The organism is Microcoleus sp. AT9b-C3 (assembly GCF_036705485.1).
In the GTDB taxonomy this organism is placed as follows: domain Bacteria; phylum Cyanobacteriota; class Cyanobacteriia; order Cyanobacteriales; family Microcoleaceae; genus Microcoleus.
The window spans coordinates 1-24,381 of sequence record NZ_JAUBUR010000028.1 but is presented as its reverse complement, the minus strand read 5'-3'; the positions used below and the strand labels follow the sequence as shown (position 1 = coordinate 24,381).

Genomic DNA, 24,381 nt, shown 5'->3' with positions numbered 1-24,381 from the left:
GGGAAATCCCGGTTAATTGCTAATCTTAAACAAGTTCAAATCAAATTTAATTTGTTTTCACTGTCAAAACTTGCGGAGGCGACGCATCGGGCGGATAAATAAAATCTACTTGTACAAGTCGCTTTTCTCCCGATTTCATCTCTAGTTTTACCAAAGGTTCCCCCTGCTGTCCCCGCCGCTGGACTAAATGCACGTAGCGAGTTTGAGGCATTTTATTGTCATCAGTATAGCGCACTCGAACCGTCCCCCTAAAAAAAGTTTGAGGTGCCGGAGGTTCTAAAAAATTAAGTCCTCCTGAAGTTAATTTGTCTGTCTTAATTGGAGTTTGAATTGCGACAGTTACAGTTTGATTTTTGCTGGTAGAATTGTACAGCGGCAAGCTGAGACTGTATTGAATTCCGTAATTGCCGTGGGCGCGGTATGCTGTATCTGGGTAGCGGACTAGCATTCTCGCACTTTGCACTTGATTTGTTCCCAGCATTCCGCGCGGGAGGCTGCTTAATGGATAGGAAAAGGCTGTTCGGGGTTGGGGAATTGCTAGGTTTGAGGTGGCGGGGTTGTCTGAGAGAAGTGCTCGCCATTGTGAACCTAATGCTACACCGGCAACTCGGCCGTAAATTATTTGACCTTCGGTGATTTCGGGCGGTGTGGGAACTCGATCGCGCGGCCCGGCTATATTACCATTGTCTAATAAGTTTTGCCATTCTGCTAAGTTGGGCGATCGCTCGTTTCCCTCTGCCTCAAGTCGGGCAAACATCGCCAGACTGGCAACATAGACTATACCATCGCTGCGTAACCGCATCAAGGTCGATCGACCATTAAGCGGCGGTTTCAATTCTCGCACCGGTATCGGATGATTCATCAAAAGCTGGCTTTTTCCAGGGGGAATAATTAACTGCCCAGGAAAATCAGACTGTCTCCTTCCTCTGAGAATATCATTCACAGCGCGGCTTCCCGGCCCGGCGTAAATATTACTGTTTGAATTATCGACTTGCGGCGGCAATTCAATAAAAGGTGCATCGGGTTGACTGAGATAACTCGCAGCTTGCAATATATCTAATGTTACAGGTTTATTGCCCGGATTATAAACAATTACTCCTTGATACAATGTTCGCAAATCTTCCGGGGAAGGTGCGCGGGCTATGTGGTGGGCAAATATGTCGAAACGTCCTTGAAACGGAAAGTTTAAATGTGCCGCCGGAAATCTTTTATCATCCGGGGGAAATGTCGAAAGCAAAATTCCTTCTTGCAGCACTAATTCGGGACTGTTGCTGTTAAATACTGGTATGTTGTCTAATTGTCCGGGGAGAGGTCGCACTTCTTGGATTTGAACTATTTCTTGAGGTTCGGGAGGGGTTTGGGCTAAGGGGATAATTGATAGAATTGGCAGCATTTTTTGATGTTTTGCATTTTGGAGATGAGATTTTTTTAACCGCAGAGGGCGCAGAGGGCGCAGAGGAAGAGAGGGAAGAGAAGAGAAGGTAAATCTTCGTGTCATGGCGGGTTTTGTACGGAGATTTTGCTCGCTTGTCCCTAGCAGATATGGTGATTTTTACCTCGCCCACTGTTGTAATATGTAATAGTAAAATTTGGCTGTGTCTACTTGATCCATTGCTTGAATTTTTCGCCCTCCTATTTTAACTTTTGTGCGTCCTTGACTGATGCCTTCGGTAATAATTTCTGTTTCCCATTCTCGCAGTTGGTAAAATTCTGGATGTGCTAAATAAGCAGTTGCCAAAATGTCCCAAAAATAGTAATCTTGAGATATTGCTAGGGCATAACACTGTCCTGCTAAGTCGGAAATTGGATATTTGCGCTGTCTTGCTAAGAGATTGGAAAATTCTACTGTCAGCGGTACATTATTCGTGATATCTAAAGGACACATGACAACGGGAATTTTGGTTTGCCAAATTCTATCGATTGCTATCGGGTCCCAGTAAGCATTCCATTCCGCCGACATATCTTGTCCGGGTTCCATATCTTTGCTAACATTGCCGATAACATTTAGCGCGCCTCCCATCCAGACAATTTCTTGAATTTTGCTTTCAATTTCTGGCGCGATATCTAAAGCTTGTGCTACTGTTGTTAACGGTCCCGTTACCATTAATGTGACTGGTGCGGCTGCATCTTGCAAAACTCGCACCATAAAGTTTTGTCCTGGTTCTGATATTAACGGCGTGTCAATGGTTCCTTTTTCATTTAGAATGGGAAGTCGATCGACTGCAAAGGAATCTCGCCGAAATAACACCGGAAATGGGTTGAGCCCCCGCACCGTACTCGCCGCCACCGGAACTTCTGAACGCCCCATCAAATCAAGGATTTTGCGCGTTGCACTCACCGCCGGTTGAATGTAGCAGTCCGCAGGAGTTACAATTACTCCCAGAGTTTCGACTTCCTCCATTGTCATCAGCAACACGACAGAGAGATAGTCGTCAACTGCACCATCGTGATCCATTAGTACGAGTTTTTTGGACATTTTGCTTCCCGGTGACTGAATTACTGTAAACTACAAATATTAATTTTTTTGTGCGTAAAACACAACTGCCTCAACTATATGAATACAGTATCACCTTACGGCTCTTGGAAATCACCTATTTCTGCAGATTTAATTGTTTCTGGAACAGTCGGACTCGGACAAATTGCTATTGACGGCGATGATATTTATTGGCTTGAGGGAAGACCTTCGGAAGCTGGGAGAAGCGTCCTCGTGCGGCGCACTCCTGACGGTACAATCAACGACGTAACACCGCATCCTTTTAATGTTCGCACTCGCGTTAACGAATACGGCGGCGCTGCTTTTGCAGTTGCTGGCGGTGTTGTCTATTTTTCTCATTTTGCCGACCAACGTATTTACGTTCAAACATTAAATTCTTACCCAGAACCTCTGACTCCTGCTGCTAATTGTCGCTATACAGATGCGATAGTTGACAAGCAAAGAAATCGCCTGATTTGCGTGCGCGAAGACCATGCAGGTGAAGGGGAACCTGTCAATACTATTGTTAGCATTAATTTAGATCGCGGCGAAGATATTCAAATCTTAACTCAGGGCAATGATTTCTATGCTTCCCCTCGTTTGAGTCCTGACGGTTCTCTACTTTCCTGGATTTGTTGGAACCATCCAAATATGCCGTGGGATGGCACAGAATTGTGGGTAGCAGAAATTAAGGCTGACGGTTCTTTAGGGGAAAAATACTTAGTTGCTGGCGGGGTTGATGAGTCGATTTTTCAACCGGAATGGTCGCCCGATGGAGTTTTGTATTTTGTTTCTGACAAGTCTAACTGGTGGAATTTCTACCGCTGGCAATCTCGAACCCCCCTCAATCCCTCCTTGGTAAGGGGGGAAGCAGAGATAGAAACCAGCTTGTGCGAAATGGCGGCTGAATTCGGACTTCCTCAGTGGGTTTTTGGAATGTCTACTTATGCCGTTGTCTCGGAAAGCAAAATTATTTGCACCTACACTCAGCAAGGCCAGTGGTATTTAGCGAGTCTCGATTTAACGACTAAGCAGTTGACAACTATTGAGACGCCTTACACTGATATTTCGTCGGTCAAAGCGCGGGGAGAAACGGTGGTTTTTCTGGCAGGTTCGCCGACTGAATCTACTGCTATTGTACAACTAAATTTAGCAACAAGTCAACGGTCAATCTTGCGCCAATCGAGCGATTTAAGTATCAATCCGGGTTATCTTTCTGTACCGGAACCAATTGAATTCCCCACGGAAAACAATTTGACTGCTTTCGGTTTCTTCTATCCTCCGAAAAATCAAGATTTCGCAGCGCCTGCGGGTGAAAAACCGCCGCTTGTTGTCAAAAGTCACGGCGGCCCCACTGCTGCTACTTCTAGCAGCATGAATTTGAAAATTCAATATTGGACGAGTCGCGGTTTTGCCGTGCTCGATGTTAATTACGGCGGCAGCACTGGTTACGGCAGAGAATACAGAAAAAGACTGCAAGATAGTTGGGGAATTGTCGATGTTGATGACTGCGCTAACGGTGCTAAATATTTAGCTCAAAAAGGTTTAGTGGATGGCGAAAGAATGGCGATCGCCGGAGGCAGTGCAGGGGGGTACACTACTCTGTGTGCTCTTACTTTCCGCGATGTGTTTAAGGCCGGTGCAAGCTATTATGGAGTTAGCGATTTAGAAGCTTTGACAACCGAGACTCACAAATTTGAAGCGCGCTATCTGGATGGATTAATTGGGCCTTATCCTGAAAGAAAAGATTTGTATGTAGCTCGTTCCCCGATTCATTCCGCCGAACGTTTATCTTGTCCGGTTATCTTTTTTCAAGGATTAGAAGATAAAGTGGTTCCGCCCAATCAAGCAGAAATGATGGTAGAGATATTGAAAGCTAAAGGTTTGCCGGTTGCTTATGTCGCTTACGAAGGGGAACAGCACGGTTTTCGCCGCGCTGAAAATATCAAAAGAACTCTTGACGGCGAATTCTATTTCTATTCGCGGGTGTTTAAGTTTGAGTTAGCTGAACCTGTGGAGGAAGTGGTGATTTTCAATCTTTAGAAAACATTAAGTTTGCAGTTGCTCGGTCTTCCCTAAAACGCACCTGCAAGCTTTATCATAATTGGCCAATTTTCAATGTGATTTCCTTCACAAATTTTGCTGTTTACTATCACATCTTTAAAGGCAATACAGCTATAAATTTTTATAGTGCGATCGCCTTTTGTTGTTGCAGGAACACTCGATCGCGCAATCGTCGAATTCAGACTTAATCGCTATGCAAACTCCTGTCCACCTGATTCCATCTGCTTTGGGCGAGCTGTTTGCCGAAGTGAATCACAATGGCTACATTACCCTAGCCGATAGGTACGGTTTGATGGCTGCTATTTTTGACGAAAATTTGACGGAGGAAGACAAACGCTCGATCGATCGGCTGTTGCGCTCTGTGTGCCGGGGAAGGATAAAATTAGTCAACGAACTGTCTATGATCAGGTAAGTGACGACATTTTTCCTTAAAAGTAATTTTAAACATCTCAATAATCAAAAAAAGTCCCAATTGTCTCGGAATTGGGACTTCTATCGAGGAAACTATTTTTAATTTTTCATCGAGATAGGACTAAGGCAAAAAAAAGGTTTGGGGCGCGAATTATAGCCGTAGGGTGCGCAGTGCGCACCTTACTATAGCGGTAGGGTGCGCAGTGCGCACCTTACATATAGAAGTTTTGCGTAAGTGCTGAACAAGTTTAACGTGCAGGTATCGTTGTCGCCAACTGTAACTTGCTCAAACTTTCTTCAGGCTGAAAATCCATCTGATAGCTGAGTGCCGAAGGAATCCCGAGTACGCAGCACGGAAAATTATTGCCTAGTTCCCTCACCAGCCGATGGTTGCCAGAACCACAGCCCAAAAACAGTAAATTTGCTGATTCTAATTCAACCACATTTCTCAGTTCTGTAGCAACCCGCCCGATGCGTAAATGAGCTTTGAATAAACCGCGCCACTCCTGGGCCAAACAGCGCGCTTGCCACAGCAATTTATCTGCTACCTCGTACTCATTATTTTGACCATAAATTGCTTGTAAATAATGAGGCTCTATCCAATTTTTGTGCTGGGAGATTGATGGGATTTCGGTTGGTAAAGCGAGCGCAGGTGCTGCACAATTAAGGGCGAATGTTTCCTCTAAATCAGATACTTCCTGCTGTGCAGCCAAGGCATTTGCTACAGCAACTTGGCAAGTATCTTCGCGGTAACTTTTTGACGATTCGTCGATCACGTAGACTACTTGAACCGTGACTTCTTTAGTTGTTACGAAACGAGTTTGATGCGCCATCCAAAGGGTAATATCCAGAGCTATTTGACTTTGGGGAGAACTGTTGTAACCGACAATAAAATTGATTGTTTTTGCCTGTTTTGGAGATTGGGATTTCTTAGAAATCGGTACTTTTGGCTCCGGCAGCAACACCATTTCTTCTGCTAAATTTTGGTATCCCAAGGCACTTTCAAAACGCGCTAACATTGTTTTGAGCTTCACAGGCTTGACCTCTCTTAAGTGAATTGTTTGGTCTGTCCGTCGGGCGTTATTCGTCTTGGGTAAAGTAGCGATCGAGAAAATTCAAAGCATAGTTGCGGAGTTCGTAATACTCCTGGGATTCCCGCAACTCGTGGCGATCGCGCGGGCGCGCAAACGGCACTGACAAAATTTCTCCTATCGTCGCAGCCGGGCCGTTTGTCATCAGCACAATGCGATCGGACATATAGATAGCTTCATCCACATCGTGAGTAATCATCATTGCAGCTTGTCTGTGATTTTCCCAGATATCCAGCACCTGTTTCTGCAACTTGCCGCGGGTCAGAGCATCCAGCGCTCCAAACGGTTCGTCCATTAATAACATTTTCGGTCGAATCGCCAAAGCTCGCGCAATCCCAACCCGCTGTTTCATGCCCCCTGAAATTTCGTCTGGATATTTATCGGCTGCCGATGTTAAGTTTACCATTGCGAGGTGTTCGTTGACAAGACTAATCTTCTCGGCACGGCTAAGACTTTGCAAAACTTCATCAACTGCCAGCCGAATATTTTCCCGCACCGTCAGCCAAGGCAGCAATCCGTAGTGCTGGAATACCATCATGCGATCGGCTCCTGGTTTGCGAATTTCTTTTCCTTCCAGTGTCACCATTCCCCCGCTCTGTCTTTCCAAACCAGCCACTATTTTTAGCAGCGTTGATTTGCCACAGCCAGAGTGACCGATTACCGAAATAAATTCGTTTTCTCCAATACTTAAATTGATATTTTCCAAGACGCTAAATTCTGTACCGTCACCATTTTTGTAAGACTTGAACAAATTCTCTATTTCCAGAAAGTGAGATTGGCTGTTAACTCGGTCGTTGGTTTGAGTTGAAGTAGAAAAGTATTGAGTCACGGTATTCTCCTAAAACTTAGTAAAGTGTTAATTTGATTTTCTTGCGGTTGCGCAAGCGGTAAGGTGCTGGACGCATAACCTCTATATGTAGGGTGCGCAGTGCGCACCGGTGCGCACTGCGCACCCTACTTGGGATGCTCCCTTAGCTTCTGCGCCCAGGACTGTAGAAATTAAGACTGAAAAAAAGACTTAGGGCGGTTGGCTCGAATTTCAAAACTATTCAAATAACCCACCGGATCGCTAGGATCGAATGCCTTTTTATCAATGAAAAGTTCCGCAGGTTCCACTTGGTAATCTTCCGGGGGACAATCGATTCCCATTTCGGCAACAATCTTGCGGTAAAGGTCGGTTCTCCAAGCTTTTCTAGCTAATTCCTCAGCATTTTTTGGCACTTCTTTAATCTGTCCCCAGCGAGCGGCTTGAGTCATCAACCAAATACTCTGAGACTGCCACATAAATGTTGAATGATTTCCGGGTATTTGAGGCAAATTCTTAGGAATGTCATAGAAAATAGTTGCATCTTCGGATTGTATGGTGCGCTCTTTTTCGTCAAACCCTCCATAGTTGTAGTCGCCAACTATGGCCGGTCGCGTAAATTTGTCGATCGCCCCTTTTTTCGGTCTCGCCCCCGTAAACGATCGCTCAGTCAGCAGCGCCGATATTTCACTGCGATTTTCCGGCTTGCTGCAATACTGACAAGCTTCCACCATTGCCTTAACCAGCGAGTAATAAGTCTTCGGATTTTCATCAATGAATGATTGCATTACTCCCAAAAGGCGATCGGGATGTCCCAGCCAAACTTCCTTCCCTTGCACGAAGGTAAAACCCACTCCCAAATTGCCTTGAATTGCCCGCGTATTCCAAGGTTCGGCCACCATGTAAGCCTGCATCGCGCCAATCCTGATATTAGTTACCATCTGCGGCGGCGGCACAATAATTACCCGAAATTCTTTGAACGGATCGACACCGGCAGCCGCCGATATGTAGCGGACAAAGTATTCGTAAATTGCAGAACTTAGAACCACTGCCCAAACCCTTTTTTCCGCTGGCTGACTGTCAAAAAAGGCTCGAAATTGTTTGCCAAATTCTTCTAAATTGCCGTTGTATTCGTGCCACGGGCGTAAACCGGAATCCCACATAGCTTTGTTCATCGTCATGGCGTTGCCGTGGCGGTGAATTGTCATTGCCGCGCACAGGGGTGCGTGGCGCGCTCCTTCGGCGCCAATTCGGGCGTTTGTGACGGCGCCGGATACGACTGGGGAGGCGTCGAGGCGGCCGAAGATTACGCCGTCGCGGGAGGTTGCCCAGCTTGCTTCGCGGTTGAGTTGGACGTTTAAACCGTATTTGCGGAAAAAGCCTTTTTTCCATGCGATCGCAAATGGTGCACAATCGTTAACCGGCACGTATCCTACGGTTAAATTTGGTTTTTCTAAGGTTCGGGAATCGACAACCGGCTTTACGGCTGAGGCTTCTTCTGTGAGTCCTTTTGCCGATCGATCCGCGCTAATTCCACAACCCGATAAAGCCATTCCCGCCGCCACCGAGCCCATTCCTTGCAAAAACTCTCGGCGCTTCCATTCATTGGAAAACTTGTCACTCATACCATTTTAGATTTTAGATTTTAGATTTTAGATTGGCAATGACTAATAGACGAGAAATTGCATAAATCTTCCCTCGATAGAGCAACCGCAGATTTAAGGCAGATAAACACAGATAAACGCCGATCATGTCAAGAGATGAGGATGACTGATGACTGATGACTGATGATTAATGACTCTTGATCGATCGATGCGTTACTAATTCCTGAATTTTGTCAACTGCTGCGTCGAGCAACAATCCAGTTATGCCAATTACAAACACCGCTAAAAATACTGAGCTCAGATTCAAACGGCTCCACTCATCCCAGACAAAAAAGCCAATTCCCACACCGCCTGTCAGCATTTCCACCGCCACAATCACCAGCCAAGCAATCCCTAAACTAATCCGCAAACCTGTAAAAATGTATGGCAAACTCGCCGGCCAAATTATCTTGGTAATCCGCCTCCAGCGCGGCATTTCCAACACTTGCGCCACATCCAGATAATCCTGGGAAACGCTAGAAACTCCCAAAGCTGTGTTGATAATTGTCGGCCACAAAGACGTGATGAATATGACAAAAATTGCCGAGGGCTCTGCTAAATTAAAAATCGATAAAGCTATCGGCAGCCAAGCTAGCGGCGACACCGGTTTGAAGATTTGAATCAGCGGATTGAGCGCCATCATTGCCGGTTTCGACATCCCGATCGTAAATCCCACGGGAATCGCAACTGCTGCACCCAGGAAAAATCCCACCAACACCCGTCGCAAACTCGCTAGCAGCAGCCAGCCAATGCCTAAATCTCCAGGCCCGCGCTGATAAAATGGATGGAATATGTAATCTAAATTAGCGATTAACGCCTGATAGGGAGTGGGAATCAAATCGCTGTTGAAGCTGGCAACAATCCACCACACACCAAGAATTCCCAAAAAACCCGCAGCAGGTAACAAAACAGCATCTCGGATGACAACGGGTTTTACACGCTTCCACGTTGCAACTCCTGCAACTGCGAGCGCAGATAAATTAAGCTGTATGAACATTTCAATCTCCTTCAGAGTCAGGGCAGGTACAAGAATCTTGAACAATACCAACCTGAGACACTGACGAAGCCAAACTATCTTGTTCAGAAAGTTGGCTTTTCAGTCTCTTCTCAATGCCTGCGAAGTTAGCTGACGGGCTAGGACTGAGAGATGTCCTTCTCCTTAGATTTCAAAATCAAAAATTACACTCAAATTTGGCAATTTTTAACTTTGATTTTTAATTCTGTAGAGATTCGCCCCGAAAATTGGTTCCTCCGCTCCAGCCACACGCTTGGTTTGATCGCGCAGTGCTGGATTAGGCTTGACTTTTTAAGCCAATTTAACATAAGGTAGCACCAGCATTTAAGTTTGTCAATAGGTCTTTAGGAGTAGCTATTGGCGATCGGCGAAGATCAAAAGTTGAGAGAAAATTCAAAAAGTTAATTATTAAACTCACCTAGAGAGATAAAATGCGATCGCCCACTTATTTCTCTACTTGAGCCATGAGAGACTTTAGCCTCGCGCTGCAAGATCGAATCGACACAATTATACAAAACTGGATCGAAGCTGTACGCTCCGACGACCAACTCGAAAGCGCTAAAGAACTCACCTACAATGGCGTGCGCGACAGCGTTCCAATGGTACTGCAAGCGATCGTAACCATGCTTTCTCAATCTCAAGAGAGCGACATTCACACACTCGTAGAAAAAAGTTTAGAACACGGAACTCTCAGGGCAAAACAAGGCTACGACGCCGAAGAAATTGCGCGGGAATACCGCTTGCTGCGGAGGGTAATTTTCGAGGCTTTAGAGCCAGAATTGCTAAAAGGCTCAGCCGCTGAAGTGAACCGAGCTTACCGCTTAATTGACACGGCCCTCGACGAAGTAATTGCTAAATGTTTCCAAACCTTTACCCAGGAAAGATTCCAAGAACTAAAGGATTTGCAAAACCAATTGCAACTTACAAATCAAGAACTGACTCGCTTAGTTCGCGCAAATCAAGAAAATTTATCTCACTTAGCTCACGAATTAAAAACTCCCCTCACCTCTATTATCGGCTACTCAGATTTGTTTTTGCGACAGCAACAAAATTATTCCGAAATTAAAGGTTCTGTTCCCAATATAGGACATATTGATAGAGTCCTCAACAGCGGCAGACTGTTGCTGAGATTGATTAACGATACTCTGGAAATTTCGCGGTACGAAGCCGGACAAATAAAGTTACAGCTAGCTCCAATCAGACTGCCAGATGTACTCGCCACGGTTGTTGAAATAATCGAGCCTTTAGCGAAAGCCAAAGGTTTAGAGATAGCTGTTGAGTGCCATCTCTCAGACGATCAAGTGGTGACAGATTGCTTGCGCTTGCAGCAAATTATCACAAACTTAACCAGCAACGCCATTCGCTACACCACAGCCGGTACTGTTACAATAAAAAGCGAACTTTTGCCAGATAAATATTGGACAGTAACTGTCTCAGATACAGGAATTGGCATTGCTCCCGAAGACTGCGAGCGGATTTTTCAACCCTATTTTCGAGCCGACAACTCCCTAAGCTCTGGCATTCCTGACAGTACCGGCTTAGGGCTAGCAATTGTCGCTCGATTAGTCAAGCTATTGCAAGGTAAAATCGAATTAGTTTCTGAAGTAGGAGTTGGCTCCTCCTTCACTGTAATTTTCCCCTTAGAATTGGATGAAGTTTAGATTACTGTTGACTGTTGACTGTTGACTGTTGACTGTTGACTGCCAACTAATGACTAATTACTTCTTCAAATCAGAAACCGAATAGTTACATAAAGAGCCGCAGCCACCAATTGAACCGCCATCACAGGCAGCCCGTAACGCAGAAAAGTTTGAAAAGAAATCCGGCGCCCGTGCAGTTCAGAAATTCCCGCGGCCACTATATTAGAAGAAGCTCCTACCAAAGTGCCATTTCCGCCTAAAGTTGCTCCGTACATCATCGCATAAAACAGTGGCAGCACAACAGGTGGAAACTGCCCTGCAAAATCGGGAGCCAGCACCTCTGTCGGTGCGAGCCCGATATTGACAACATACTGTTTTAGCAGTGGCACCATCGCCACTACCAACGGAATATTTGGCACCACGCTCGACATCAAACCCACAAAAAATAACAAAACTAAAGAACCCAGAAAAATATTTTTACCTAAAATCACTGCTAATATGCCAGATATACTGCCGATAACTCCGGTTTTTTCCAAACCGCCAATCAGCACAAAGATAGACATAAAAAATAGCAGCGTGCTCCAATCTAAATCCCGCAAAATATTATTAACAGAATCAATTTGGGAATGGTGAGCTAAAAGCATTGCCAAAGCAGCCCCCAACAAAGCAACCGCTGCCGGTGAAATAGGGACGGGCAGAGACTCTCCTATTACAAAAAATGTCAGCACAAAAGCTATAATTACACCGCCCACTGCTAAGACTCGTGGGTGATTGATTTTTGGGTGCGGCAAATGTTCCAAATCGTCTAATTTTTTGTTCCAAATTTCGCGGAACAGCCAAGGCAACATAACTACTATCACTCCTACGGCAATTGCCCCGCCCAAACTTAACTTTACCAGGTAATCTGCAAAGCTCATGTTAATAGCATCGCCGACAATGAATGTCGCCGGATCGCCCACGATGGTCAGCAGTCCCGAACTGTTAGCTACAAATACCATTAAAATCAGTAACGGCACAAAATCTACACCCACTTCTTCTGCCATTGGCGGAAGTAATGGTGCTAGCAGCATGACTGTCGTGGCATTGGGCAAAACAGCACAAATGGGGGTAGTAATCGCGACAATACCCAGCAATAGATTTTTGCCTTTGCCTTTAGCCAAAAGCACAATTTGAGTTGCCAAGTATTCAAATACTTTGGTAGGCTCAAAGGCTCTCACCATTACCATGACTCCGAAAAATAAGCCCAGCGTGGCGTGACTTCGACCGATATATTCGATCGCGTTGTTTAATGTCATCACGTGGGTAAAAACCAGAATCACTGCTCCCAGAAATGCCGCAACTGTCAGGTGTATCCATTCTGTAATTATTAAGAAAATTACACATATAAATGTTGTTGCAGCGATCGCAGCTTGCACGTTTTCCATTTAGTCCCCTGAAAAAATTAAAAATTAAAATTAAAAACTATTAGTGTGAGGCAATGTACTACTTTATGGCTCTTCTGTCAATAGGTTGAACGGCTGATGATTGTAGCAATAAGCTGGGATCGACGCCTAGAGAGAGATCCGGCACGGGGAAAAAATTACATCAAAACTACTTCTTTTGGCAGGGTCGCGATCGCCAGAAGTTTGGTATGACGATCGGGCGATCGCTCAACTACAATGAAGCATGGGCAATCTCTGCCAAACTCAACCCCCACGCAGACATTATGGACTACAGCCAAGTGCTCGCCGAAAAAACCGATATTATCGTCCAGAACTGGATTGAAGCAGTTCGTCAGGATCGGAAAATTGAAAGCGCTGACGCCTTACCGCACTCAGCAATCGAAAATCACATACCTCACCTGCTGGCGGCGATGGCCACAGTGCTTTCCCAATATCAAAACAGCGAAATAAAACTATTAATTGAAGCCAGTTTAGATCACGGCTTTCTCAGAGCAGAACAAGGCTACGATGCTGCAGAAGTAGCCCAGGAATACCACTTATTGCGTCAAGTAATATTCTCGCAATTAGAATCAGAATTGCTAGCAGGAACCACCGCCGACGTATTCAGAGCTTTTAGGCTGATAGATGCCGTACTAGACGAAGCAATTGCCCAGTGTTTCAACAGCTACGTCGCTCAGAGGCTGCAGGAACTTCAACAAATCCAAACTCAGTTACAACTCACCAATCAAGAACTCTCTCGCCTGGTCAGCGTCCATCAAGAAAACGTCTACCATTTGGCTCACGAACTCAAAACTCCTCTCAACTCAATTATTGGTTATTCCGAACTATTTCTGCGAAAAGAAAAATGGCAATCTCAAGTCAAAGATACCCTCCCCGGCATCGAACACATTGAGCGAGTATTGCGCAACGGCAGACACTTGCTTCGCATGATTAATGACACACTAGAACTTTCTCGCGCCGATGCCGGCAAAATTAAACTTAACCTGCAGCGAACTAATGTACAATCAGTAATTAACACCGTAGTAGAAATGATGCAGCCAATTGCTGATGCTAAAGGATTACAGCTCACTGTTACCAGCGACTGCGCCCCAAGACAAGTAATCGCTGACGCACAGCGGCTGCAACAAATTCTGACCAACCTGCTGAGCAATGCCATTCGCTATACAGAATCTGGTAGCATCGAATTAAGTTGCCACCCTGCTGGAGAAGGAAAGTGGGCGATCGCAATTACAGATACCGGCATTGGCATTGCCCCCGAAGATACAAAGCGCATCTTTGACCCCTTCTTTCAAGCAGGAGAAGTCGGCAAACAGCTCTTTCCCACCGAAAGCACTGGCCTGGGATTAGCAATAGTATCGCGGCTCGTCACGCTGCTGCAAGGCAAAATCGAGTTAGTATCAGAAATAGGAGTAGGCTCAACTTTTACCGTGATTCTGCCCCAAGAAGTTAAAATACTCCAAGAAGTAAGCTAAACATTAAGTTCAAATTTTTACATCCGAAAATCCTATGCCCGCAGCCAACCTTAGCCCTTCCATCACAGCCTTTCCCCTCACCGCCGTAGTCGGGCAAGAAGCAATCAAATTAGCCCTGCTGTTAGCAGCAGTCGATCCCGGATTGGGAGGAGTTGCGATCGCAGGCCGCCGCGGTACAGCAAAATCAGTAATGGCCCGCGCCTTGCACTCCTTACTGCCACCCATTGAAATTGTTAAAGATTCTTTTTGCAACGCCGAACCTAATGAAATTCTTGCAGAACAAGCATCAGGCTTGTTACCAGAAAATGGCGGGCAAGATGCCCACACCACCGATACTAATTCCTTAACTACTGAAATAATTCCCACACCATTCATTCAAATTCCTTTGGGTGTCACAGAAGACAGACTCTTAGGTTCAGTCGATGTCGAACAATCAGTAAAATTCGGCCAAACCGTATTTCAACCCGGACTCTTAGCTCAAGCAAATCGAGGGGTACTTTATGTAGACGAAATCAACCTCCTCGATGACAATATTTCCAACCAATTGCTAACAGTATTAACCGAAGGGCGCAACCAAATAGAACGCGAAGGCATCAGCTTTCAACACCCCTGCAAACCTTTATTTATCGCCACCTACAACCCCGAAGAAGGGCCGCTGAGAGAACATTTGCTCGATCGCATCGCGATCGTACTTTCAGCCGACGCAGCACTCGAAATAGAAGAAAGAGTCTATGCAGTAGAACAAGCTTTATCCTACTCCAGCTCCCCCCAAGAATTTCTCAATCAATACGCCGAAGACACCGACAACCTCAAAACCCAAATCATCCTAGCCAGAGAATGGCTCAAAGATGTCAGCATTAAACGCGAACAAATTGCCTACCTAGTAGAAGAAGCCATCCGGGGCGGCGTTCAAGGACACCGCGCCGAAATATTCGCAGTCCGCGTCGCCAAAGCCGCCGCCGCCATCGAAGGACGCACAGAAGTTAACGCCGAAGACCTGCGCCGCGCCGTAGAATTAGTCATCGTACCCCGCGCCACCATCATCCAAACTCCCCCAGACGACGAAAACTCTCCTCCTCCTCCCCCCCCACCGCCTCCCCAAAAGCAGTCTGAACAAGAACAAGACGAACCAGAAAACGAGCAAGAAGACGAAGAAGACCAAGAGGATGAAGACAACCCGGAACCCGAAGAAGAACCAGAAAAAGATACCATTCCCGAAGAATTTCTCTTCGACCCCGAAGGCGTAATTCTCGACCCCAGCGTGCTTTTCTTCGCCCAAGCTGCCAGCCGCCAAGGCAAATCGGGCAGCCGCAGCACCATTTTCTCGGAAGATAGAGGCCGTTACGTCAAGCCAGTATTGCCCAAAGGCCCCGTCCGCCGCATCGCCGTTGACGCCACCCTCAGATCCGCCGCACCCTACCAAAAAGCCCGCCGCGATAGGAATTCTAACCCCCCCCAACCCCCCCTTAACAATGGGGGCCAAGGGGGGGTTCAGCGCCGTGTATTTGTGGAACAGGGAGACATTCGAGCGAAGCGCTTGGCCAGAAAAGCTGGAGCTTTAGTCGTATTTGTCGTCGATGCCTCCGGTTCGATGGCCCTCAACCGAATGCAGTCGGCCAAAGGTGCAGTCATGCAGCTACTCACAGAAGCTTATCAAAGCCGCGACCAAGTTGCTCTGATTCCCTTTCGCGGAGAACAAGCAGAAGTGCTGCTACCGCCGACTCGCTCGATAGCTTTGGCCCGCAAGCGTTTGGAACGGTTGCCCTGCGGTGGCGGTTCTCCCCTAGCCCACGGTTTGACTCAAGCAGTGCGGGTGGGAGTCAACGCGCGGCAGTCTGGAGATATCGGTCAAGTTGCGATTGTCGCCATTACCGACGGACGCGGCAATATTCCTTTGGCTCGTTCTTTGGGCGAACCGATTGTAGATGGAGAAAAGCCTGATATTAAAAAGGAATTGTTAGAAATTGCTGCCAAAATTCGTGGGTTGGGAATGCAGTTGCTGGTGATTGATACCGAGAGCAAGTTTATTTCGACTGGCTTTGCGAAGGAATTGGCCAAGACTTCTGGAGGGAAATACTATCACTTGCCGAAAGCTACCGAACAGTCGATCGCAGCTATGACTAAAAATGCTCTGCGCGACGCGATCGGCTAAAATCCTGATAGCCACATTTATCTGCGTTTACTCGCGTTTATCTGCGGTTAAAAATCCAAAAATTAGACTTTTGGCCAAAAGTCTAATTTTTAACTCTCACTCTCCGGCGACTCAGCGCCAGCGAACCCGCAACTAAACCCAACCCTACCACCGTCGAAGGCTCAGGAATTCTTACGGGCAGAGGTACGCGGTTTTCCGTCCCTCGGTTGGGGGTTGAAGAAGTTGTACCTTGGGGGAGTTGACCGCTATTATCCGCGAGCAGCCAATATTCTGAACCCTGCCCTAAAGCAGCGGTAGAAACGGCTTGGACATTAGCTGCAAGGGCAGCTTGACCGCCGGAAATAACGGCGGCGGCAGCCAATAAAAGCCCGGCTGTAGGGGGCAATAATTTTCGCTCAAAAAAGGTGGGCATGGGACATTACCTATTTAGCAGTTTGTCGATCGAACTCGATCTATTCATTAATTTTCTCGGTATCCTCTGTCTGAGCTACCTTAGTAATTAACGGAACCGATTTGAGATTTGAGATTTGAGATTTTATTTATATTTATATTTTATTTAGATTTATTGAAGTTTTTGGTCCCTAGTTTCAACTAAGTCGCAAATCAAAAACCTAAAATCAACTGTGGCCCCTGCCTCTAGCATATACTCTATGATCCCCAATCGTAAATCCCCCCTCCAAAATTGATTGACTTCAGCTATCTGTGATTTGATCGACTTTAAGCTAGCCCTTGGTCGCAGATAGCATCGGCTCTTTAAACTCAATTATAGCTTGGCCACGACGCGCAACGGTGCGAGACAGCGACACGGCACAGACCTGTACGCTGTCGATTATAAACAATCGATCCCTGCTTTGGAGTGATTTCACCCCCGTTCTTTACCAAATCTTTAAACTCTTTCAGGTTTTGCAAACAAAGTGTAAAGCTGTCAAAATGATAGATAGCAATTCTCAGCCAAAATTAGGTAAATCCTCGTGAGTAACACTAGCAATTTCCGCGAAGCCGTGCGCGAGGCCAAAAACCACGCGCTAGTAGGCCCCAACGTCATCTCCAACGCTCTCCCCTTCGTGGGCGGCGGACTTGTCTTAACTGCTGTCGGCACCTACGGGGGCCTGGGAGTGATCCGCAACTATCCTGGGATCTTCTTTCCCACATTCATTGCCGCGATCGTCGTAGAATTAATTCTCTTCTTCATCGCTCGCGGTGCCGCCGAACAAGGCAACAAAAACACCGCTTTGCCCCTGTTGGCAACCTACAGCCTGCTTTCCGGCTACACCCTCAGCGGATTGGTATTTACAGCCCTCAGAACCCAAGGCGTCGGCATCTCCGGCATCGCTTTTGCAGCCCTCGGATGTGGCATTACCTTTATCGCCGCCCGCCAAATTGGCTCCAACCTTTCTGAACAAGACGGCATGGCCCTCACCAAAACTATCAGTTTAGGTGTGATTGCTTTGTTGGTAGTGGTTGGCGGTCAGTTTCTGCTCTCTCTATTTGGCGTCTACACCCCAACCTGGTTGGAAATTGGCATTTCTGGCATCGGCGTGTTTATATTTGCCGGCGCTGCGATCGTCGATTTTTACATATTACCCCGCAGCTACCGCGACGATCAGTATTTGCCCGCCGCTCTGTCAATGTACTTGACCTACATCAACTTGTTCATTTTCATTCTGCGCCTGCTGATTGCTCTCAACGGCCGCGATTAATTGAAACTTTAGCTTAAAAAAACCGCGGCTCGATCGACATCGAGCCGCGGTTTTTGATTAAGATTTACCACCAAGATAGTCGTCATCGTCTCCTCTGTCCCTCATACAAAAAACTTATATTATGTTCACAGCCGACCGGCATAAGGTATAATCTTACTTTTTAATCAGTCAATCAAAGCTCTTGTTATCTAATTTTGTCGATCGCGATTTCAATATTAATCACAAATTAAGGGAGGAAAACTCATGTACTTAAAATATGAAGATATCAGGAGAGTCAGCGTAGAAATTACCTCCCGGTGCAATGCGGCTTGTCCCCAGTGTCCCCGCACCGGCAACCCGATTTTGCCGGGGGCAGAATTAAAGATGGAGGATATTGAGAGAATTTTCCCACAAGAGTTTTGCTCTCAGTTGGAGTTGGTGTATATGTGCGGCAACTACGGCGATGCTATGACTAGCAATACCACAATTCCTGCGATCGAATATTGGCACCGCATGGGAGTTCCTCAAATCGGGCTTTACACTAATGGTAGCGGACGCAATCCCGACTGGTGGCAAGCCCTGGCCAAGGCGATGACAGGAGAAAACGACAGCGTAACTTTTAGTATCGACGGCTTGGCTGATACTAACAGCATCTACCGCCAAAATACCAACTGGGACAGGATAATGCAGTCGGTTAATGCCTTTATCCAAGCGGGCGGAAAAGCTGTATGGCATTACTTGATATTTGAACACAACCAGCACCAAGTAGAAGCAGCGCGGGATTTAGCCCAACAACTAGGATTTGTCGAGTTTGTACCGAAAGCTACCTCTCGTTTTGTGGCGAAAGAAATTTATGACAAAGAGGCAGCCAATCAACAGCCTCAGAAGGCAGAAAACTCTCAGGTAGACGCTAAGAGCGATCGCCCCAACCAACCAGCAACAACTAATGTATCAGCCCCTCATAACCAAGAACAGGCCGCGCTTAAGTTCCACCGACAAGCTGAGGAATGTTTGAAACAAGGGCAACTCTCAGAGGCGATCGCAGCCAGCCAACAAGCCCTAAAAATTCAACCTAATTTTGCCGCAGCCTGGAAAACTTTAGGCAATGCTGTTCAAGGTTTAGGGAAGATGCAAGCAGCAGCAGATTGTTACGCCAAGGCACTCAAAATTCAGCCTAATTTTCCAGAAGTTTATGCTAATGTCGGCAGTCTTTATGCTCAACAGCAACAGTGGCAGCCAGCTAGTGCTTATTACCAAAAGGCGATCGAGCTTAAACCCAATTTTGCCGGAGCTTATCGCAATTTAGCTAAAGTGTTGACGCAGTTGGGGCAGCCAGAAAAAGCAAATTATGCTTGGTATCAAGCTATAGCTATCGAAACCTCTCAAGAAGCACCGGCTCAAACTCAGCCTATCCCATCAAAGCCAGCCAGCGAAGAACTGCAACCCCCATCGTTGGAACAATATAAAAATCCCCAGGGAGACCAATTTATCCAAGCTGTAGAAAAATTTGGTAGCCTAAACAATTACTACCGAAATGTAGAAATTAGTTGTCAAACTCAAGCTAGCAAAGACATTTTTATCAGTTTTGAAGCGGAACTCTGGCCTTGTTGTTGGGTAAGTCATACTAAATACGCTGTTTATAACCACACTTACAGACCGCAAATGCTGGCTTTAATTGAAAAGTACGGCAAGGGGTTTAATTGTCTCAGAACTCAATCTGTGAAAGATGCGATCGCCAGAGATTGGTTTCGCGAAGACCTCACAAAAAGTTTTTCCTGTTCTAAAAGGTTGGACGTATGCGCTCACGAATGCGGTAAAACTTTCAATTCAACAGGTTCGCAGTATATATAAGAAGGAAGGCACGACACGAATTTAGACACGGATACACGGATTAATTGCTGAAATGTCGAAATTTCAGCTAAAATCAACAATACACCCCACAACTAGGAAAAGTAACAGTGGAAGTTCTAGACATCAAACACAATATCGAAACATTGTCCGATCGACTGGGTACAACCCAGGACTATCTTTGACATCCCCGCACTTACAGCCAAAATTCAAGACTTAGAGCAAATCTGCGCCCAACCAGCATTTTGGGACGACCAAGATCGAGCTCAAGAAACTCTCCAAGAACTGAATGACTTAAAATCTCATTTAGACCAATATCGCGGCTGGCAAACGAGCTTGGAAGATGCTAAAGCTATTTTAGAACTGCTGGAGTTAGAAGCCGACGAGTCCCTGTTCCAAGAAGCCTCATCAAGTCTTTCTCAGTTAACCCGCGAACTCGACCAGTGGGAACTGCAACAATTACTATCTGGGCCCTACGATGAAGGCGGCGCTGTTTTGACAATTAACGCCGGGGCCGGCGGCACAGATGCTCAAGATTGGGCCGAAATGCTGCTGCGGATGTACACCCGCTGGGGGGAAAGTCAAGGTTACAAAGTACATTTAATGGAAATTTCCGAGGGAGAGGAAGCAGGTGTTAAATCGGCTTCTTTGGAAATTGTCGGCCGCTACGCTTACGGTTATATGCGATCAGAAAAAGGCACTCACCGTTTGGTCAGAATTTCGCCTTTTAACGCTAACGATAAGCGTCAAACCAGTTTTGCAGGCGTTGAAGTGATGCCAATTCTCGATCGATCCGTACAGTTGGACATTCCCGAAAAAGATTTGGAAGTCACTACTTCCCGCGCTGGTGGCAAGGGCGGGCAAAATGTTAACAAGGTAGAAACCGCAGTCCGCATCGTTCACCTTCCTACCGGTTTGGCCGTCCGTTGCACTGAAGAACGCAGTCAGTTGCAAAACAAGGAAAAAGCTTTGGCATTACTCAAGGCTAGGCTGTTGGTGATTGCTAAGGAACAGCGGGCTTCGGAAATTGCCGAGATTCGCGGCGATATGGTGGAGGCGGCTTGGGGCAACCAAATTCGCAATTATGTTTTTCACCCATACCAAATGGTGAAGGATTTGCGTACTGGGGTGGAAACAACCGCCATCGCAGATGTAATGAACGGCGAATTAGACCCGTTTATTCAAGCTTACCTGCGGCAGGAAAATCAGTTGATAGCCCAAACTGATTCAACCGCGCGAATCTAATTCGCTCCTTGACATACAAAGTCGGGCTGTGCAAACTAAAGAATCAAGAGCAGTGATGGCAGCGGATTTGGTATAATTTTGGGGTTTTGGCCGATCGCCCGACTTTCAACAGGTCGCGCGGCCAAAAACCTTGATATGATAAAACTTGATCTGACAAACACTAAGGAGAAATAATGACCCAAGTTGTAATAGGCGAAAATGAAGGGATTGAGTCAGCCCTGCGACGGTTTAAGCGGCAAGTTTCCAAAGCGGGTATTTTCCCCGACATGAGAAAACACCGCCACTTTGAAACCCCCTTGGAAAAGCAGAAGCGCAAAGCTATTGCCAGAAGGACTAAGAGACGCTTTCACCGCAACAACAAACCCTAGAATTAGGGGTCAATTGATTCGGCAGATACAAGGCCTTGGGATTCAAGTACCGCAGCGACTCGGAGAATCACCGCTTCGCTGTAGGGAGCACCAATAATTTGTACCCCCAAGGGCAAAGCGCCGGGCCGCTGTACGGGCACGCAAAGAACGGGCAACCCAATAAATGATAGGGGTTGGGTGAACAGTCCGAGATTGGGACGCACTAAGATTTCTTGTCCGGCTATTACCATTTTCTCGACGCCAATTTCAGGGGCAGCTATCGGGGTTGCGGGGGCGAGGATGATGTCTGCGTGTTGGAATATTTCGCGAATTCGATCGCGGTACCACTGTCTGAATCTCTGGGCTTGCAAGTACCAAGTCGCAGGGATCAGGGTTCCCGCTAAAAAGCGATCGCGCGTGGCAGGATCGAAGTCTTGAGGGCGCGATCGCAAATTGTCCAAATGCAAGTTTCCCCCCTCGCAAGCGGTAATGATAAATGCCGCAGCCCGGGCGCGATCGGATTCCGGTATGCTGACAGTTGCAAGCCCCCCTATTTTTGGGGGGTTTGTTGTTTTTTCTGTGTCATTACCACAATCCAAGACATTTGTCAAGACCTTAGCAACTATTTCTACAGCATCCATTGCTTCCGGTGTGGCCCCTGTGGCGAAATAGCCGTCAGCAACAGCAATTCGCAATCCTTCGATACCTTGATTTAACTGCGGCGAACAAAGTTCTGGCGGGCGTTGAGTGCAAACTGGGTCACGAGAATCAGGGCCTTGCAGGACATCGTACAGCAGCGCCATATCTCTGATCGATCGGCCAAACGGCCCCACACAATCCAAACTACTCGAAAATAAATAAGCGCCAGCCCTCGACAAACGGCCGTAAGTAGGCTTAAACCCAAAGACACCGCACAAAGCAGCCGGTACGCGGATGGAACCGTTAGTATCAGAACCGAGAGTGAAGGGTACAAAACCGGCGGCGACTGCTGCTGCGGAACCGCCGCTGGAACCGCCGGCGATGCGCGTAGTATCGCGGGGATTGTGCGTTGGCCCGTAGTGACTGTTTTCGGTGACGAAACCGTAGGCGTACTCGTCCATGTTGAGAGTACCTACGAGGACAGCCCCAGCTTGTTTTAGTCTAGCGACCACAGCCGCGTCCTGGGTAGCCGGAGGATTGTCAGCGTTGATTTTTGACCCTGCTAGGGTGGTAATTCCGCCGATGTCGAACAGGTTTTTGACAGCGAAGGGAACGCCTGCTAAAGGGCCTGGATTTTCGTTATTTGCGATGGAATTATCTATTTTTTTGGCTGCTGCGAGTGCGCTTGATGCAGTGATTGCAGTAAAGCAATTAAAAGCTTTATCCTTAACAGCAATCCGTTCCAAAGCAGCATTTACCGCCACTGTAGCCGTAACCTTACCCGATTTAACCGCCGCTGCCGTAGCAACCGCATCAGCCTTCTCTAAAAAACATCTGCGTTCATCTGCGTTCATCGGCCCTCATCTGCGGTTAAAAATCTAAGGTTCAAACACCGGCGCGACTTCTACTTCTGGGGGTAAAGGAAACTCAGTAACGAGTCGGGCGATCGCAGCTATCCTCTCGAAGTTTACCACAACACCGGGCCGATGTTCGGGGTCTAAGGGTAAGTTTATCAATTCAGCAGTGCGATCGACATATTCTTCTACATTTACCATGAGTCCCTCCCAAAAAAACATCAGCGTTCATCCGCGTACATCCGTCCCCGTCTGCGGTTGAAAATTCAAGCTTCCCATATAAGTGCGATGATTATTGTATTGTAATCGCGATCGGGCTGTCAGTTATTATTGCTCAGTTTTTTGTATTCCTCGGATTGTCTGATATCATCGAGAGGTGATATAGGTTCATTTGGTAGATCAGGACTGAATTCTATACATATATCAATAACCGCTTTGTTATATTTTTTATAATCATCATTATCATAATATGAATTTACCACTTTTGCCTGCACTCTCAATTTTCCTTCCTGCCATCCTCCAGAACCCACTTTGAGAAGTTTACAATTTACTGCTTTTATACATTTCCATTGAATCTCACTGCATATAAAACTTCCTGAATCAAATGGAATAGTGCTTAAATCTGATTTGATATCAGTACGTTCTTCATGACTATCACCACGATAAGCTGGTCTCTTTTGATAACTTATTAAAAAATTTTCCTGAAATTGTTTACTCATTAACTCCTTAAACTTGCCAACTGTAAATGTATTATTGTTGTCGAACAACAAAACATCATCATCGCGCTCTATTGGTTGAAATTTATCATTCATAAAATTTGATTCTGTCATGTATCTTTAAATATCATACGTGTAGAAGCAGGAGTTACCCATGTTCCCGTGGGAGTGTCCACCCTAGGAATACAACTATCTTAACCTTTTTTATGTCTGCTTGTTTAGCAGATTTCATACACTCAGCCCGGTTCGATGTTTGTTCCCAACTCAAACACTGACTGTTTCCCGCAACTTCTCAACTGCAACATCCAGCGGAGGCAAAGCAAAATTCTCAGCATCCATCAATTCCTTAACCTTCTCAAAAATCTCAACCTCCGCCTCTTCCTGATCCGTCAGCTTATCATAAAAATAAGGGTCAGTAAACCACTGCTCAAACGCTATCATTAACAAACCATTGGGCGAAAGTTCAAACCGCCAATACTTAGAAACCCTACTGTCAACCACTTCAAACAGCGGTGCCGGATTATGGATAGGATAATAGCTGTAATTATCATTGCAGATGTAGTACCAAATAGTGCCTTTCCATTCTCGGATAGCATAAACAACATATTCCTTGCCTATAGTTAGTGGCAACTCAACTTTTCTAGTATAACCGCGTGGCGGATCTATATATGTTTCAGGCAGAGATTCACCCGTATTAGCAATACAACGAATTTTCATAACTAGATTACCTACAGATTTTTAGGGGCTGTTTTGGGATACTGTCGCTTGATACCAATTTTATGTGAAGTTGCATATAATAGAGAGGTAGCGTTGATGGTGCGTTTTATGGCTCGTATTTTAAAAAT

Annotated in this window: 21 protein-coding genes and 1 riboswitch; of the genes, 9 read left to right on the top strand and 12 right to left on the bottom strand. The window is 46.3% G+C overall.

The genetic code is table 11. From position 1 onward, the window contains the following. Nucleotides 1-46: 46 nt before the first annotated feature. Both QUB77_RS22560 and QUB77_RS22555 read right to left on the bottom strand, forming a co-directional pair. Complete coding sequence (locus tag QUB77_RS22560) at nt 47-1,393, bottom strand: DUF3370 domain-containing protein (RefSeq protein ID WP_333177561.1); 1,347 nt, start codon at nt 1,391-1,393, stop codon at nt 47-49. Between the two features lie 159 nt (nt 1,394-1,552). Next, nucleotides 1,553-2,476, bottom strand: coding sequence for a nucleoside hydrolase (locus QUB77_RS22555; protein ID WP_333177564.1), 924 nt, complete (start codon nt 2,474-2,476; stop codon nt 1,553-1,555). Between the two features lie 78 nt (nt 2,477-2,554). On the opposite strand from QUB77_RS22555, the gene QUB77_RS22550 reads away from it, so the two are divergent. Both QUB77_RS22550 and QUB77_RS22545 read left to right on the top strand, forming a co-directional pair. Then, a complete protein-coding gene (locus QUB77_RS22550) occupies nt 2,555-4,516 on the top strand; it encodes a S9 family peptidase (RefSeq protein WP_333177567.1) in 1,962 nt (653 codons plus the stop codon). Nucleotides 4,517-4,730: 214 nt separating this feature from the next. Beyond that, entirely contained in the window at nt 4,731-4,949 is a 219-nt protein-coding gene (locus tag QUB77_RS22545) for a hypothetical protein (RefSeq protein WP_333177570.1), read from the top strand. A gap of 247 nt (nt 4,950-5,196) precedes the next feature. Here QUB77_RS22545 and QUB77_RS22540 read toward each other — a convergent pair whose 3' ends face one another. The 4 genes from QUB77_RS22540 to ntrB all read right to left on the bottom strand — a co-directional run bounded on the left by QUB77_RS22540 (nt 5,197) and on the right by ntrB (nt 9,484). Next, complete coding sequence (locus QUB77_RS22540; RefSeq protein ID WP_333296085.1) at nt 5,197-5,982, bottom strand: universal stress protein; 786 nt, start codon at nt 5,980-5,982, stop codon at nt 5,197-5,199. Nucleotides 5,983-6,028: 46 nt separating this feature from the next. After that, complete coding sequence (locus QUB77_RS22535) at nt 6,029-6,868, bottom strand: ABC transporter ATP-binding protein (protein ID WP_333177576.1); 840 nt, start codon at nt 6,866-6,868, stop codon at nt 6,029-6,031. 170 nt (nt 6,869-7,038) lie between these two features. Continuing rightward, complete coding sequence (locus tag QUB77_RS22530; protein ID WP_333177579.1) at nt 7,039-8,469, bottom strand: ABC transporter substrate-binding protein; 1,431 nt, start codon at nt 8,467-8,469, stop codon at nt 7,039-7,041. Nucleotides 8,470-8,635: 166 nt separating this feature from the next. After that, the gene (gene ntrB, locus QUB77_RS22525) at nt 8,636-9,484 is read right to left on the bottom strand and encodes a nitrate ABC transporter permease (RefSeq protein WP_333177582.1); all 849 of its coding nucleotides are present in this window, start codon (nt 9,482-9,484) and stop codon (nt 8,636-8,638) included. 99 nt (nt 9,485-9,583) lie between these two features. Then, a riboswitch (cyclic di-AMP (ydaO/yuaA leader) is annotated at nt 9,584-9,796 on the bottom strand. 170 nt (nt 9,797-9,966) lie between these two features. Here ntrB and QUB77_RS22520 point away from each other — a divergent pair. Further along, complete coding sequence (locus QUB77_RS22520) at nt 9,967-11,163, top strand: sensor histidine kinase (RefSeq protein ID WP_333177586.1); 1,197 nt, start codon at nt 9,967-9,969, stop codon at nt 11,161-11,163. Nucleotides 11,164-11,228: 65 nt separating this feature from the next. Here the strand turns inward: QUB77_RS22520 and QUB77_RS22515 are convergent, their stop codons facing one another. After that, nucleotides 11,229-12,566, bottom strand: a complete 1,338-nt coding sequence (locus QUB77_RS22515) for an ArsB/NhaD family transporter (RefSeq protein ID WP_333177588.1) — start codon at nt 12,564-12,566, stop codon at nt 11,229-11,231. A 206-nt stretch (nt 12,567-12,772) separates the two neighbouring features. Here QUB77_RS22515 and QUB77_RS22510 point away from each other — a divergent pair, with 206 nt between their 5' ends. Continuing rightward, the gene (locus QUB77_RS22510) at nt 12,773-14,056 is read left to right on the top strand and encodes a HAMP domain-containing sensor histidine kinase (RefSeq protein ID WP_333177590.1); all 1,284 of its coding nucleotides are present in this window, start codon (nt 12,773-12,775) and stop codon (nt 14,054-14,056) included. A gap of 34 nt (nt 14,057-14,090) precedes the next feature. Further along, entirely contained in the window at nt 14,091-16,208 is a 2,118-nt protein-coding gene (gene bchD / locus QUB77_RS22505) for a magnesium chelatase ATPase subunit D (RefSeq protein WP_333177593.1), read from the top strand. Between the two features lie 82 nt (nt 16,209-16,290). Here the strand turns inward: bchD and QUB77_RS22500 are convergent, their stop codons facing one another. Then, nucleotides 16,291-16,620: a PEP-CTERM sorting domain-containing protein gene (locus tag QUB77_RS22500; RefSeq protein WP_333177596.1), complete on the bottom strand. Its 330-nt coding sequence runs from the start codon at nt 16,618-16,620 to the stop codon at nt 16,291-16,293. Nucleotides 16,621-17,179: 559 nt separating this feature from the next. On the opposite strand from QUB77_RS22500, the gene QUB77_RS22495 reads away from it, so the two are divergent. From QUB77_RS22495 to rpsU, 4 genes are all read left to right on the top strand, one after another. Beyond that, entirely contained in the window at nt 17,180-17,908 is a 729-nt protein-coding gene (locus QUB77_RS22495; protein ID WP_333177599.1) for a Bax inhibitor-1 family protein, read from the top strand. Between the two features lie 243 nt (nt 17,909-18,151). After that, the gene (locus QUB77_RS22490) at nt 18,152-19,738 is read left to right on the top strand and encodes a tetratricopeptide repeat protein (RefSeq protein WP_333177601.1); all 1,587 of its coding nucleotides are present in this window, start codon (nt 18,152-18,154) and stop codon (nt 19,736-19,738) included. A 107-nt stretch (nt 19,739-19,845) separates the two neighbouring features. Continuing rightward, nucleotides 19,846-20,980, top strand: a protein-coding gene (gene prfB, locus QUB77_RS22485) for a peptide chain release factor 2 (RefSeq protein ID WP_333177603.1) whose coding sequence is annotated in 2 segments (ribosomal slippage) — nt 19,846-19,917 and nt 19,919-20,980 — 1,134 coding nt in all. Because the reading frame shifts where the segments join, the coding sequence is not laid out codon by codon here. Nucleotides 20,981-21,153: 173 nt separating this feature from the next. After that, nucleotides 21,154-21,348, top strand: coding sequence for a 30S ribosomal protein S21 (rpsU, locus tag QUB77_RS22480; RefSeq protein WP_006632476.1), 195 nt, complete (start codon nt 21,154-21,156; stop codon nt 21,346-21,348). A gap of 2 nt (nt 21,349-21,350) precedes the next feature. Here rpsU and QUB77_RS22475 read toward each other — a convergent pair whose 3' ends face one another. The 4 genes from QUB77_RS22475 to QUB77_RS22460 form a co-directional block, all read right to left on the bottom strand. Beyond that, the gene (locus QUB77_RS22475) at nt 21,351-22,820 is read right to left on the bottom strand and encodes an AtzE family amidohydrolase (protein ID WP_333177605.1); all 1,470 of its coding nucleotides are present in this window, start codon (nt 22,818-22,820) and stop codon (nt 21,351-21,353) included. A 24-nt stretch (nt 22,821-22,844) separates the two neighbouring features. Next, nucleotides 22,845-23,021, bottom strand: a complete 177-nt coding sequence (locus QUB77_RS22470; RefSeq protein WP_015176516.1) for a DUF4089 domain-containing protein — start codon at nt 23,019-23,021, stop codon at nt 22,845-22,847. 119 nt (nt 23,022-23,140) lie between these two features. Then, complete coding sequence (locus tag QUB77_RS22465) at nt 23,141-23,632, bottom strand: KGK domain-containing protein (protein ID WP_333296083.1); 492 nt, start codon at nt 23,630-23,632, stop codon at nt 23,141-23,143. A 168-nt stretch (nt 23,633-23,800) separates the two neighbouring features. Beyond that, complete coding sequence (locus QUB77_RS22460; protein WP_333177609.1) at nt 23,801-24,253, bottom strand: hypothetical protein; 453 nt, start codon at nt 24,251-24,253, stop codon at nt 23,801-23,803. Nucleotides 24,254-24,381 lie beyond the last annotated feature (128 nt).

Coding starts and splice junctions, on each gene's coding strand:
- QUB77_RS22475 (WP_333177605.1), bottom strand. CDS start 22,820: ATGAACGCAGATGAACGCAGATGTTTTTTAGAGAAGGCTGATGCGGTT.
- QUB77_RS22530 (WP_333177579.1), bottom strand. CDS start 8,469: ATGAGTGACAAGTTTTCCAATGAATGGAAGCGCCGAGAGTTTTTGCAA.
- QUB77_RS22470 (WP_015176516.1), bottom strand. CDS start 23,021: ATGGTAAATGTAGAAGAATATGTCGATCGCACTGCTGAATTGATAAAC.
- QUB77_RS22520 (WP_333177586.1), top strand. CDS start 9,967: ATGAGAGACTTTAGCCTCGCGCTGCAAGATCGAATCGACACAATTATA.
- QUB77_RS22555 (WP_333177564.1), bottom strand. CDS start 2,476: ATGTCCAAAAAACTCGTACTAATGGATCACGATGGTGCAGTTGACGAC.
- bchD (WP_333177593.1), top strand. CDS start 14,091: ATGCCCGCAGCCAACCTTAGCCCTTCCATCACAGCCTTTCCCCTCACC.
- ntrB (WP_333177582.1), bottom strand. CDS start 9,484: ATGTTCATACAGCTTAATTTATCTGCGCTCGCAGTTGCAGGAGTTGCA.
- QUB77_RS22515 (WP_333177588.1), bottom strand. CDS start 12,566: ATGGAAAACGTGCAAGCTGCGATCGCTGCAACAACATTTATATGTGTA.
- QUB77_RS22545 (WP_333177570.1), top strand. CDS start 4,731: ATGCAAACTCCTGTCCACCTGATTCCATCTGCTTTGGGCGAGCTGTTT.
- QUB77_RS22550 (WP_333177567.1), top strand. CDS start 2,555: ATGAATACAGTATCACCTTACGGCTCTTGGAAATCACCTATTTCTGCA.
- QUB77_RS22560 (WP_333177561.1), bottom strand. CDS start 1,393: ATGCTGCCAATTCTATCAATTATCCCCTTAGCCCAAACCCCTCCCGAA.
- QUB77_RS22500 (WP_333177596.1), bottom strand. CDS start 16,620: ATGCCCACCTTTTTTGAGCGAAAATTATTGCCCCCTACAGCCGGGCTT.
- QUB77_RS22510 (WP_333177590.1), top strand. CDS start 12,773: ATGACGATCGGGCGATCGCTCAACTACAATGAAGCATGGGCAATCTCT.
- QUB77_RS22490 (WP_333177601.1), top strand. CDS start 18,152: ATGTACTTAAAATATGAAGATATCAGGAGAGTCAGCGTAGAAATTACC.
- rpsU (WP_006632476.1), top strand. CDS start 21,154: ATGACCCAAGTTGTAATAGGCGAAAATGAAGGGATTGAGTCAGCCCTG.
- QUB77_RS22460 (WP_333177609.1), bottom strand. CDS start 24,253: ATGAAAATTCGTTGTATTGCTAATACGGGTGAATCTCTGCCTGAAACA.
- QUB77_RS22465 (WP_333296083.1), bottom strand. CDS start 23,632: ATGAATGATAAATTTCAACCAATAGAGCGCGATGATGATGTTTTGTTG.